Source organism: Vicinamibacterales bacterium (assembly GCA_036496585.1).
GTDB lineage: Bacteria > Acidobacteriota > Vicinamibacteria > Vicinamibacterales > 2-12-FULL-66-21 > JAICSD01.
Genome location: DASXLB010000029.1, coordinates 125,601 through 138,215, shown reverse-complemented (window position 1 = coordinate 138,215; position 12,615 = coordinate 125,601). Strand labels below are relative to the sequence as shown.

Below are 12,615 nucleotides of genomic sequence, written 5' to 3'. Positions count from 1 at the left end.
TATATCGCGGCCAGGGGGGAGGATTCTGCGTCCAAAGCGAAGGACTCGAAATTGCGTACAATGGTCGTAGCCCCCGCCATGGCGGACGCACAATTCAAGGGCGCGAGCCCGAACTCCCAGTTTCTCGTCGGCGAACTGCCGCACGGTCAGGTCAAGACCAGTTGGTGGGAGGGTACGGGTGTCTCCATCGTGGCGCACGTGCTGCTGCTCGGCCTGTTCATCTACACCGCCACGCACGCCCGGCAGATCGTCCAGACCGTCACCGACGTGCCCACGAAGCTCGATTTCATCTTTTTGCCACAGAAGGGTCCGGGGGGCGGCGGCGGCGGGCGGCCCAAGGACTTCGAGCCGCCGCGCAAGGCGGAGATCGTCGCGAGCAAGCCGGTCGAGGTCAAGCCGATTCCGAAGCCGGCGAACGTGCCGATGCCGGACATCACCGTGCCGCTCCAGACCGCGAATGCCGTGCAGACGCTCCCGGGCTCGATCTCGGGACTCGAGGTGCCGACTGGAACCGGCTCCGGCAGCAACGGGCGCGGCAGCGGTATCGGCAACGGCACCGGGAGTGGCGTCGGCGAGGGTAGCGGCGGCGGCATCGGTGGGGGCGTCTACCAGATCGGCAACGGCGTCACCTCGCCCGTGCTGATGCGCGAGGTGAAGCCCAATTACACGGGCGACGCCATGCGCGCCAAGCTGCAGGGGGTCGTCGAAATGGAGTGCGTCGTGCTCCCCGACGGCACCGTCGATCCCAAGTCGATCAAGATCACCCGGTCGCTCGACTCCACGTTTGGCCTCGATCAGCAGGCGGTCATTGCGGTCAAGCAGTGGCGGTTCCGGCCCGGCATGTTCAAGGGACAGCCCGTCCCGGTCATCGTCAACGTCGAACTGACGTTCACACTCCGCTAACGATTCCCGTCTCGCCCGGCCGGGAACCGGCCGGCGCCGACATTCCCGTCCGTACTCCGGTCCCACAGGCATACTGGGGACCAGTCCCCTTTCCCTCAGTATTCGGTTGCCGCATGGACTGCCATGCGCTACGCTTCGCCCGGCCTCGGAACATCCGTCTTACGGGAGGAAGTGGAATGTTTAGGCGCGTTCTCACGATCAGCATGCTGATCGCGGCAAGCGCGGCCGGCCCCGCATTTGGGCAGGCCGTCAGCGGAACCATCCTCGGAACCGTGACCGACGCGACCGGTGCCATCCGGCCCGATGCGAAAGTCACGGCGGTGAATGAAGGCACCGGCCTCTCGCGTACGATCACTTCCAGTGCCAGCGGCGAGTACACGTTCCCGTCGCTGCCGACGGGGCACTACACGGTGACCGCGGAGCTCACCGGATTCCGCGCGCTCGCGTTGTCGAACATCGAGCTCGGCGTCGATCAGAAGGTCCGCGTCGATCTGAAGCTCGAGACCGGCGCCTTGTCGGAGACGATGACCGTCGTCGGGCAGACGCCGCTGGTCCAGACCTCGACGTCCGAGCTGGGGGCGACGATCACCAACCAGAATATCGAGGCGCTGCCGCTCAACGGCCGCAACTTCGTCAATCTGACCCGCACGGTGCCGGGCGTACTGCGCGGCATTCCTGGCGCGAACATCGACGGCGCCGGCAGCCTCGCGTGGCGCGCCTCGGCGTCGTTCTCCGCCAACGGCCAGCGTCCGCGCGACAACAACTTCATGCTCGACGGGGTCGACAACAACGAGACCTGGCTGCAGACGGTCGTCATTTTCCCGAGCGTCGACTCCCTCGACGAGTTCAAGCTGCAGACCTCGACCTACTCGGCCGAGTTCGGCCGCTCGCTTGGCGGCGTCGTCAACCTGCAGATCAAGTCGGGCACCAACAATCTGAGCGGGAGCGCGTTCGAGTTCCACCGCGACTCGGCGTTCGACGCCAACGACTTTTTCAACAACCGCGCCGGCCGCGCCAAGCCCGACTTCAAGCAAAACCAGTTCGGCGGCACGCTCGGCGGCCCGATCTTCAAGAACAAGACGTTCTTCTTCGGCTCCTACCAGGGGCATCGTGAAGACCAGGGGCAGACGTTCCTGTCGACGGTGCCGTCGCTGGCGATGCGCAACGGCAACTTCTCCGAGCTGAACCGCACCATCTTCGATCCGCAGACCGGCCAGCCCTTCGCCGGAAACGTGATTCCGACCGACCGATTCGACCCGGTGGCGGCCAACATCCTCAAGCAGCTGTATCCGGAGCCGAACACCGCCGGCACGCGCTCGTCGAACGGGCAGATCATCAACAACTACCTGATCAACCCGGTCAAGACGCGGCACGACGACCAGTTCGACACCAAGTTCGATGAGAACCTGTCGGACGCCAACCGCTTCTTTGTGCGCTACAGCTACCAGAAGACGCACCGCGTGCAGCCGGCCTCGCTGCCGCACGGCGACGCCGGCGCGACCTTTGGCGCCGGCGACGGCAACGTCAAAGCGCAGGGGCTGGCGTTCAACGACACCCACATCATCTCGAGCCACCTGCTCAACGAGGCGCGCTTCGGCTGGACGTCGATCAAGTTCTTCATGACGCCGATCGACTACCTGGCCAATCCGGCCGCGGCGGTCGGCCTGGCGAACATCAACCTCAACGACGCCACCTCGGGCATGACGCAGCTGACCTTCCAGAACATCCGCAACCTGGGGGCGAACAGCAATCAGCCGCTCATCACCAACCAGAACGACTTCTCGTTCGCCGACAACGTAACCTGGACGAGGAACAAGCAGACGATCAAGATGGGCGGCAACCTGATCCTGCGCTCGCGCGAGATTCTCAACGCCGACACGATCGTCGGGCAGTTCGGCTTCAACAACAACATGACGTCGAACTGCGCCGGCCAGCCGGCGGGGTGCACGGTCAACAGCACCACCGGCTTCGACGTGGCGAGCTTCGAGCTCGGCCTGACCGCGGCGAAGAACCGCAACCTGTTCGACGCCAACACCTACACCGAGAAGCGCCCGGAGATCGGCGCCTACCTCCAGGACGACTACCGCGCGACGTCGAAGCTGACGGTGAACATGGGCCTGCGCTACGACGTGTTCCCGCCCTGGGACGAGATCGACAACCGGCAGTCGAACTTCGACGTGACGACCGGCCAGTTCGTGCTCGCCTCGGACGACGCGACGATCGCCGGAGTCAAGGTGGGTCGCCGCCTGCAGACGTATTCCAAGGGTGACCTCGGGCCGCGCGTCGGCTTCGCCTACGACATCGCGGGCGACGGCAAGATGCTCGTCCGCGGCGGCTACGGCATCTACTGGAACTTCTCGCCCGGCGGCACCTCGTCATCCAAGGCGCAGAACCAGCCGTTCCTCCAGTCGACGGCGCTGACGCCGACGCCGAGCGCCTACGGCAGCAACCTGCTGCTGAAGGACAGCCTGCCGGCGCCGCCCGGGGTGAATCCGTCCGCCTCGCCGACCGGTTCGACGCGGTCGATCTTCGACGTCAACTTCCGCGACGCCTACGCGCGCCAGTGGAACATCAACACCCAGCGCGGCTTCGCCACCAACTACCTGGTCGAAATCGCCTACGTCGGCTCGCAGGGTCGTCAGATGATGATCAAGACCGACGCGAACCAGGCGCCGCCCATCGTCGGCGTGACCGACGCGAACGTCAACCGGCCGTTCATCCTGACCGACCCGCTGCTGCGCACGCTCGGCCAGTCGCAGAGCAGCGGGACGCTCGACTACAACGCCCTGCAGATGAAGTTCCAGCGTCGCTTCGCGAACAACTTCTCCTTCCTCAACTCGTACACGTGGGGCCAGGCGCTCGACCTGTCATCGGACAACGACGGCACCGTCACCCTGACCAACATCTTCGATCCGCAGTACAACCACGGCCCGGCCGACTACGACATCAAGCACACGTTCTCGTCGAGCTGGGTGTACGAGCTCCCCTGGGCGCGCGGCCAGTACTACGGCGGCTGGCAGCTGGCCGGCATCATGCTCATCCGCGGCGGTCTGCCGCTGACCGTGACCCAGACCCAGGGCGTGGCGTCGACCGGCACCGGCAACCGGCCGGACCGCGTCTGCAACGGCACGATCGACAACCCGACGATCGATCACTGGTTCGACACGTCGTGCTTCGTGGCGACCACAGACACGACCGGCACCTATGGGAACTCCGGCCGCGGCATCATCCGCGGGCCGGGGTCGGTCAACATCGACGCGTCGCTCGTCAAGAACACCAAGTTCGGCCACACCAATACCGAGGTCCGGATCGAGGCGTTCAACGTACTGAACCATCCGCAGTTCGCCAACCCGAACACGACGATCGGCAACGCCGCCGTCGGGACCATCTCGGCGATGCTGTCGAGCCCCTCGTGCTCGCTGTGCGGGACGACGGCGCGGCAGGTGCAGATCGGGCTGAAGGTGAGGTTCTAAACGACGGCAGGAGTGGTTCACCACCTCTGCGTTTCACCGCTCCGCTTCTAGGGGCGCCCGGACCGGCGCGTGCTACCATGCCCGGTCCGGGCGCGTTTGTGTCCGGCCGACAGTCAGGAGGTTCGCGTGGCAACTGATCGCACCGATCAGGGCGGCATCACCCGCCGGGATTTCGCAACCCGCGTGGGCGCGGCCGCGGCCGGCGTCGTCGCGGCCGAGGCCTTCGGGCCGTTCGTCAGCGCGGCGCACGCCGGCGGTCGCATCCTCGGCGCCAACGATCGCGTCGTCATCGCGCATATCGGTATCCACAGCCAGGGCAACGCGCTCAAGCGCGGTTTCGCCCAGCTCAAGAACGTCGAAGTCAAGACGCTCTGCGACGTCGACGAGAATCTGTTCGCGTCGCGAGCCAACGACAAGGCGGTGCTCGACAAGGTGCCGACCTTCAAGCCTGCCTACCAGCAGGATCTGCGGCGGGTGTTCGACGACAAGGACGTCGACGCTGTCGTGATCGCGATCCCGAATCACTGGCACGCGCTCGCCAGCATCTGGGGCGCCCAGGCCGGCAAGCACGTCTACATCGAGAAGCCGGCGTCGCACACGATGTGGGAAGGGCGGCAGATGATCAATGCCGCGCGCACTCACAGCCGCATCATGCAGGTCGGCACGATGAACCGCAGCCGTCCGGCCGTGATCGACGCGATCAAGTTCATCCAGGACGGCGGCATCGGCAAGGTCTACATGGCGCGCGGCCTCTGCTTCAAGCCGCGGCCCAACATCGGCAAGTATCCCGACGGTCCGATGCAGGCGAGCGATCCGGCGTTCTCGTTCACGGTCGGCGGCAGGGGCAACGACGGTCCGTATACGACCGAGTACCTGTCGAAGGTCGACTACGACCTGTGGATCGGCCCGGCGCCGGCCAAGCCGTTCAACCGCAACCGGTTCCACTACAACTGGCACTGGCAGTGGGACTACGGCAATGGCGACACCGGCAACCAGGGGCCGCATCAGTTCGACATCGCGCGCTGGGGCCTGGGGAAGAGCGAGCACCCGGTGAAGGTCAGCTCGATGGGCGGCTACTTCGGCGAGCAGCCGAGCGCGCAGGAGACGCCCGACATGCAGACGTCGCTCTTCCAGTACGCCGACGGCGCCTACCTCGAGTTCGGCACGCGCGGCGAGCACACCAACGACGAAGGCGGCGTCCGCATCGGCAACATCTTCTACGGCTCGAAGGGCTGGCTCTGGATCGAGGAGAGCGGCCGCCAGTGGCAGTCGTACGTCGGCGAAGTGGGCTCGAAGAACCAGAAGGGCCCGGGGTCGGCCGACAAGCCGGATTCACAGCAGGCTGAAGCCCAGGGGCTGACGACGGTGGAGTTCCCGCACTACCAGAACTTCATCGACGCCATCCGCGCCAACGATCCCAAGATTCTGACCTGCGACATTCTCGAAGGGCACCTGTCCGCCGCGCTCGTCCACATGGCCAACGCGTCCTACCTGGTCGGCCATTCGCTCGAGTTCGACGGCAAGAACGAGCAGTTCAAGGGCAACGAGAAGAAGGCCAACGAGCTGCTGACGCGGGAGTACCGGAAGGGCTTCGAAGTGCCGAAGATCGCCAACGCCAAGGACATGACGACGTCCGGACAGAAATAACAAACAGAGAACAGAAGACAAAAGGCGGAGCGCTCGTGGCGCTCCGCCTTTTGTTATTTGCGCGGCGTCGTGAAGCGGGCCGTCACCTGGTTCCAGGTGTCCTTCAGAAACCCCATCGCGTTGACGTCGCGCTTGATTACCGATGACGCGAAGTTCTTCGCCTGCTCGATCGAGATGTGCGGCGGCAGCGGCGGCACGTTCGGATCGGTGATCGCCTCGAAGACGAACGGCCGATCGGCGCTGAGCGCGCGGTCCCAGGCGGCGGCGACCGCTCCAGGGCTGTCGACGCGGATGCCGTCCAGGCCGAGCGATTTCGCATAGTCCGCGTACGGGAAATCGGGGAGGTCCTGCGACGCCTCGAACTTCGGGTCTCCGGCCAGCACGCGTTCCTCCCAAGTCACCATGTTGAGGTCGCGGTTGTTGAGCACGAGAATCACCAGCCGCGGGTCGCTCCACTCGCGCCAGTACTTGCCGATCGTGATGAGCTCGTTCAGGCCGTTCATCTGCATCGCGCCGTCTCCCGCGATGCCGATGACGACGTGGTCCGGATAGGCGAACTTGGCGGCGATCGCGTAGGGCACGGCCGGCCCCATCGTCGCCAGCGTGCCCGATAGCGACGCCCTCATGCCGCGGCGGATCTTCAGGTCGCGCGCATACCAGCTTGCCGCCGAGCCCGAGTCGCACGAGATGATGCAGTCGTCAGGCAGCCGCGGCGAGAGCTCCCAGAAGACACGCTGCGGGTTCAGCGGCTCGGCGTCGGCCATCGCCCGCGCCTCGAGCAGGGGCCACCACTCGGCGACGTTCTTCTCGATCGTGTCGCGCCAGGTGCGGTCGGCCTTGCGCGCCAGCAGCGGCAGGAGCGCGCGCAGCGTCTCGCGGCTGTCGCCGATCAGGTTGAGCTCCATCGGATAGCGAATCCCGAGCAGCCGCCCGTCGATGTCGATCTGTATGCCGCGCGCCTGACCGGGTTTGGGCAGGAACTCACTGTACGGAAAGTTGCTGCCGACCATCAGCAGCGTGTCGCACGCCTCCATCATCTGCCAGCTCGGCTTCGAGCCGAGAAGCCCGATCGGGCCGGTCACGAACGGATAGTCGTCGGGCAGAACGGCCTTGCCCAGCAGTGCCTTGGCCACGCCTGCGGCGAGGACCTCGGCGACGTCGACCACCTCGTCGGCGGCGTGCAGCGCCCCGGCACCGACCAGGATCGCGACCCGCTCTCCGGCGTTGAGGATATCGGCCGCCCGCTGCAGGTCGGCATCGTAGGGCACGACGCGCGGCGTCGTGAATCCGAGTGCGGAATGCACGGTTGCGTGCGTGCGCGGCGGCTCTTCGACGGCGTCGAGCTCCTGCACGTCGTTCGGGACGATGATGCAGGTCACGGTTCGTTCGGCCCGGGCGATGCGCATCGCGCGATCGACGAGGTGGCGCATCTGCTCGGGAGTCGACGCCATGTGGACGTATTCGTGCGCGACGTCCTTGAAGAGCGACAGCAGGTCGACCTCCTGTTGGAACTCGCCACCGATCGCCGCGCGGGCCGACTGGCCGACGATCGCGACGACCGGCTGGTGATCCAGCTTCGCGTCGTAGAGGCCGTTCAGCAGGTGGATGGCGCCGGGTCCGGATGTGGCCAGGCAGACGCCGACCTCACCCGTGAACTTGGCGTGCGCGCACGCCATGAACGCCGCCATCTCCTCGTGGCGCACCTGGATGAAACGCATGCGCTCCTGCGCGCGCTCGAGCGCGCCCATGATGCCGTTGATGCCGTCACCGGGATATCCGTAGATTCGGGTCACGCCCCAGCTCGACAGCCTCTGCACGAGTTGATCGCTGACAGTCATGGGGGATCGAACAAGCAATTCGAGATCCGTCCGCTCCGGATCCAATCGCGGGTCGGGATCTTGCACGGAAGCCGGGTCATGAAGACATTTCTGAAGTGGTCTGCGGCCATCGCGGGCGTGTGGGCGGGCGGTGTGCTGGCCTGGTCCGTGGTCGAGGCAGGACGGCAGCGCATGCGCTCGGCGCTCGGGCGCGCCGAGGCGATCGCCGATCGCACCCGCGCGACGCTCGAAGAAACCGAGGCCGCGCTGCACGACCTGCGCACGTCAGTCTAGTCGGCTTCGACCGCGAGGCCTGGAGAACGCACATTGCATTCACGGGTGACAGGAGGTATCGAATGCGGAATCGCAATACACCGTCGAGCTGGCAGGACGAGAGCGCGTATTGGCGCAACACTTTCAGCTCGCGCCCGTATACGGTCGATGCGCCGGACTACAGTCTCTGGGAACCTGCCTACCGATACGGCTACGAATCGGCGAACCGTGACGGGGAACGAACCTGGCAGGACTCGGAACCCGAGCTCTCCCGCGGCTGGAACAGCTACCCACACCGCGGCAGTTTCAGCTGGGACCAGGTGAAACATGCCGTCCGCGACGCCTGGGATCGGGTGACCGGCCACCACCCGGTCGGGACCCGCTAGAGGTCGAACGGCAAGGGTCGGCTGGGTTGGCCCAGCCGGCCTCTGCCTCCCCTCGCGACCTCAGACGGCCTGACGCAGGATCTGCGAGAGGTGCTGGGCATGGCGTCCCGCCGCTTGCGCGAGCTGCTCACGGCAGCTGAAACCGTCGGCGACTATCAGCGAGCCGACGGGGAGGCGCCGCGCTGCGGGTAACAGGACGCGCTGTCCGACCGCGATCGAGAGATCGTAGTGCGACGCCTCGAACCCGAACGAGCCGGCCATCCCGCAGCAGCCCGTGTCTGGAGCATCGACCTGGGCACCGAGCGAGCGCAGCAGTTCCGTGTCATCGTCCACACCGAATACCGCCTTCTGATGGCAGTGCCCGTGAAACAGCATGCCCGCCTCGAGACGCGCCAGACGAAATCGATCCTGGTGCCGCCGGACGAACGCCCCGAGCAGGGTCACCTGCGAGGCGAGCCGCGCCGCGTCCTGGTCGTGCGGAAGCATGTTGGGCAGCTCGTCGCGAAACACGGCGGCGCAGGACGGCTCGAGGACGATCACCGGCAGGCCGGCGCGAATCTGGTCGCGGATATCGGCCAGCGTCCGCCGCAGCTGCCGTCTGGCGAGCCCGAGAAAGCCGTAGTCGTACAGCGGACGCCCGCAGCAGACGTCGCGCCGCGGCACGATGACATCGAACCCGGCGCGTTCGAGCAGTTCGTATGCCGCGATCGCCGTGTCGGGATGAAAGTGGTTGTTGAACGTGTCGGGCCAGAGGACGACCTGGTCGTGGCCGCGCACCCTTGCACGGCGTTGCTTCGCCTGCCATGACGTGAACGTTTCCGGTGCGAAGGCCGGCATCCGCCGGGCCGCCGCCGCGCCCGACAGCAGCTTGGCGACAGCCGATACACCCGCTGTCTGCGTCATCCAGTTCGCCAGCGACGGCGCGATCGCGGCCCCCCGCGCCCACCAGTGAATCAGCCCGAAGGCGTAGGCGGTGCGGGGCCGCAGGTGCCTCTTGTAGTAGTGCGACAGGAACTCCGCCTTGTAGGTGGCCATGTCGACGTGGACGGGGCAGTCTCCCTTGCATCCCTTGCACGACAGGCAGAGATCGAGCGATTCCTTCACCGCATCGCTCTGCCATCCGCCGCTCACCGGATCGCCCTCGAGCATCTCCCACAGGAGGTGAGCGCGTCCGCGGGTCGAGTGGCGCTCTTCGCGCGTCACCTGAAAGCTCGGGCACATCGTCCCGCGATCGGTGCGGCGGCATTCGCCGACTCCGACGCAGCGTTGCATCGCGCGTGCGAAGCTGCCGCCGGCGTCGGGATAGCGGAACTCCGTTGCCGGAGACGGATGGTTGTAGTCGCCCCCGTAGCGAAGGTTCTCGTCGATCCGGAACGGATCGACGAGCTTGCCCGGGTTCATGCGGTTGCCGGCATCCCAGATCTGCTTGAACTCGCCGAATGCCTGCATGATTTCCGGGCCGAACATCTTCGGCAGCATCTCGGCCTTCGACTGCCCGTCGCCGTGCTCGCCGGAGAGCGATCCGCCGTACGAGACGACGAGCTCGGCCGCTTCTTCGATGAACGAGCGGAAGTGCGCGATGCCGGCCGCTGTGAACAGATCGAAATTGATGCGGGTGTGAAGACATCCCTGCCCGAAGTGGCCGTAGAAGTCGCCGATGTAGTGATAGCGGTCGAGAAGCTGCCGCAGGTCGCGCAGATAGCCGCCCAGACGCGCCGGCGGGACGGCGGAATCCTCCCAGCCCTCCCACGTCGGATGGTCGCTGGTGACGTGCGCCGTCGCGCCGAGCCCGGCCTCACGCGTCCGCCAGATCTGCTGCTCCTGCGCGCGGTCGTCGAAGATCTTCGCGGCCGGGGCATGTCCGCGCCGGCTCAGGTCGTCGACCATGTGGCGCGCCTGATCGTCAGCGCCGTCGCGGGTGTCGGCCCCGAATTCGACGAGCAGCCAGCCGCTTCCGTCGGGCAACTGGCGCAGCGAGTCCTCCCGAATGCCGATGTGGCGGATGTCGCGGACAAGACGATCGTCCATGCCTTCGAGGCCGATCGGCCCGTATTCCATGATCCGGACGACGTCGTCGGCCGCGGCATAGACGTCGGAATAGCCAAGCGCGACGAGCGTGCGGCACGGCGGGCTCGGCACGAGACGCACGTCCGCTTCGAGCACCATGACGCACGTGCCTTCGCTGCCGACGAGCGCGCGGGCGACGTTGAATCCATGCTCCGGCAGCAGCCAGGGCAGGTTGTAACCCGAGACGCGGCGGGGAATGTCGGGGAACTCGCGGCGGATCGCGTCCGCGTGGCGATCGCGCAGCGCGCGGAGGGCCGAATAGATCTCGGCCGGTCGACCGCCGGCGCGGACGATCGCGTCCAGTTCCTCCTCGCTGGTCGGACCGACCCGCATCCGTGTGCCGTCGTAGAGCAGAAGCTCGAGCGCTTCGACGTTGTCGTCGGTCTTGCCTGCCATCACCGAGTGCACCCCGCACGAGTTGTTGCCGATCATGCCGCCGAGCGTGCAGTGATCGTGCGTCGAGGGATCCGGCGCGAAAGTGAGCTGGTGCCGCTCGGCTGCGGTTCGCAGGTGATCGAGGATGAGACCAGGCTGCACTCGAGCCACGCGGGTCTCCGGATCGAGGTGGACGATTCCGTTCATGTATTTCGAGCAGTCGATCGCCACCGCGACGTTGCAGCACTGGCCGGCGAGGCTCGTCCCGCCGCCGCGCCCGAAGATGGGCGCGTCGTGCTCCCGGCAGATCCGCACCGCTTCGACGATGTCGCCGGCGTGGCGGGGCATGACGACGCCGATCGGCACCTGACGGTAGTTCGATCCGCCAGTCGCATACAGCGCGCGCGAGCCGGCGTCGAAGCGGACCTCGCCTTCGATGGCGCCTGCCAGCTCGCGTGCGAGCGCGGCGCGCGCCGCGTCGGTCCAGTCGTGCGATCCAAAGCGATGGCGGCGGTCTCTGGTGGAGCGAATCAAGGGAAGCGGCTGGTGCATGGTCGTGTGTCAGGGGCAGCGATAGGGCTCGGCGTCGGCGCGTTTGAGTGCGAGCCCGAGACCGGGACGGGTGCGATCGGCGCGGATCTCGCCGGCCCGAGGGCGCGGCGCACCATCGAACAACAGCTGTTCGATCCGCGCGTGGTCGTGGAAATACTCGATATGGCAGACGTGCGGGACGGCCGAACAGACCTGCGCGTGGATCGAGGGCGCCGTGTGCGCCGAGAGGGGCAGATGCCAGGCTTCGCTGAGCGTCGCGGCCTTCAGGAAGCCGCTGATGCCGCCACAGCGCGTCGCGTCCGCCTGCAGGACGTCGACGGCCCGCTTCTGCAGCAGGCTTCGGAAATCGTCGACGTCGTAGGCGTATTCGCCGGCGGCGATCGCCATACCGGCCGGCGCGCGATCGACGAGCAGGGCCAGGCCGTCAAGGTCATCGGAGGACACCGGTTCTTCGAACCACGTGACCTGGCAATCGGCGAATCGCGCCGCCAGCGCCAGCGCCTGCTTGCGGGTGTAGGCGCCGTTGGCGTCGACGAAGAGCTCGGCCTCGGGCCCGATGGCTCGCCGTGCCGCCTCGACCCGCGCGATGTCGTCGCGCGCCGAGCGACCGATCTTCATCTTGACCCGCGTGAACCCGTCCGCGATCCATCCGCCGAGCTGTTCCGTCAGGCGATCAACGGAATACGACGTGAAGCCGCCGCTGCCGTAGAGCGGCACCGCGTCGCGCGCGGCGCCGAGCAGCGTGACGACCGGCATACTGACCAGCCGTCCCTTCAGATCCCACAACGCGCAATCGAGCGCCGACAATGCCGTCGCTCCCAGACCAGACCGTCCGACGTTTCGCAGGGCGGCCGTCGCCGCAGTCGAAGCGGCCGGTACGTCGAGCGCTTCGATCCCTGTGACCGCCGGTGCCAGCGTCGCCACGAGCGATACGGCCGAGGCGTGTGTGTACGAATAGCCGAGGCCGACCTCGTTGCCGGCTGACACTTCCACCACCAGGAGCGTCGTCGAGTTCCACGTGAAGGTACCGTCTGATTCCGGGGCGTCGGTCGGAATTCGGAACGCCGACGCCGTTACGCGCTGAATGGGCGCGTCGGCCCGCATGCCGCTGGGATAAGCAAG

Annotated in this window: 8 protein-coding genes; 5 read left to right on the top strand and 3 right to left on the bottom strand. The window is 66.6% G+C overall.

The annotated features are described in order from the left end of the window. Positions 1–78: 78 nt before the first annotated feature. From VGI12_10100 to VGI12_10090, 3 genes are all read left to right on the top strand, one after another. On the top strand, positions 79–903 hold the full coding sequence (locus VGI12_10100) for a TonB family protein (protein HEY2433012.1): 825 nt from the start codon (positions 79–81) through the stop codon (positions 901–903). Positions 904–1,079: 176 nt separating this feature from the next. Next, complete coding sequence (locus VGI12_10095; GenBank protein ID HEY2433011.1) at positions 1,080–4,376, top strand: TonB-dependent receptor; 3,297 nt, start codon at positions 1,080–1,082, stop codon at positions 4,374–4,376. A gap of 126 nt (positions 4,377–4,502) precedes the next feature. Then, on the top strand, positions 4,503–6,023 hold the full coding sequence (locus VGI12_10090; protein ID HEY2433010.1) for a Gfo/Idh/MocA family oxidoreductase: 1,521 nt from the start codon (positions 4,503–4,505) through the stop codon (positions 6,021–6,023). Between the two features lie 53 nt (positions 6,024–6,076). Here VGI12_10090 and VGI12_10085 read toward each other — a convergent pair whose 3' ends face one another. Continuing rightward, complete coding sequence (locus VGI12_10085) at positions 6,077–7,861, bottom strand: thiamine pyrophosphate-requiring protein (protein ID HEY2433009.1); 1,785 nt, start codon at positions 7,859–7,861, stop codon at positions 6,077–6,079. 78 nt (positions 7,862–7,939) lie between these two features. Between VGI12_10085 and VGI12_10080 the strand changes: the two genes are divergently transcribed. Both VGI12_10080 and VGI12_10075 read left to right on the top strand, forming a co-directional pair. Next, positions 7,940–8,134: a hypothetical protein gene (locus VGI12_10080; GenBank protein HEY2433008.1), complete on the top strand. Its 195-nt coding sequence runs from the start codon at positions 7,940–7,942 to the stop codon at positions 8,132–8,134. Positions 8,135–8,196: 62 nt separating this feature from the next. Further along, positions 8,197–8,499, top strand: a complete 303-nt coding sequence (locus VGI12_10075) for a hypothetical protein (GenBank protein HEY2433007.1) — start codon at positions 8,197–8,199, stop codon at positions 8,497–8,499. Positions 8,500–8,559: 60 nt separating this feature from the next. Here the strand turns inward: VGI12_10075 and VGI12_10070 are convergent, their stop codons facing one another. Then, entirely contained in the window at positions 8,560–11,493 is a 2,934-nt protein-coding gene (locus VGI12_10070) for an FAD-binding and (Fe-S)-binding domain-containing protein (GenBank protein ID HEY2433006.1), read from the bottom strand. 9 nt (positions 11,494–11,502) lie between these two features. Next, positions 11,503–12,597: an enolase C-terminal domain-like protein gene (locus tag VGI12_10065; GenBank protein ID HEY2433005.1), complete on the bottom strand. Its 1,095-nt coding sequence runs from the start codon at positions 12,595–12,597 to the stop codon at positions 11,503–11,505. Positions 12,598–12,615: the final 18 nt, after the last annotated feature.

What these genes read in the sequence shown, in the direction of transcription:
- VGI12_10100 (HEY2433012.1), top strand. Translation starts at nt 79, where the DNA reads ATGGCGGACGCACAATTCAAGGGCGCGAGCCCGAACTCCCAGTTTCTC.
- VGI12_10095 (HEY2433011.1), top strand. Translation starts at nt 1,080, where the DNA reads ATGTTTAGGCGCGTTCTCACGATCAGCATGCTGATCGCGGCAAGCGCG.
- VGI12_10085 (HEY2433009.1), bottom strand. Translation starts at nt 7,861, where the DNA reads ATGACTGTCAGCGATCAACTCGTGCAGAGGCTGTCGAGCTGGGGCGTG.
- VGI12_10080 (HEY2433008.1), top strand. Translation starts at nt 7,940, where the DNA reads ATGAAGACATTTCTGAAGTGGTCTGCGGCCATCGCGGGCGTGTGGGCG.
- VGI12_10075 (HEY2433007.1), top strand. Translation starts at nt 8,197, where the DNA reads ATGCGGAATCGCAATACACCGTCGAGCTGGCAGGACGAGAGCGCGTAT.
- VGI12_10070 (HEY2433006.1), bottom strand. Translation starts at nt 11,493, where the DNA reads ATGCACCAGCCGCTTCCCTTGATTCGCTCCACCAGAGACCGCCGCCAT.
- VGI12_10065 (HEY2433005.1), bottom strand. Translation starts at nt 12,597, where the DNA reads ATGCGGGCCGACGCGCCCATTCAGCGCGTAACGGCGTCGGCGTTCCGA.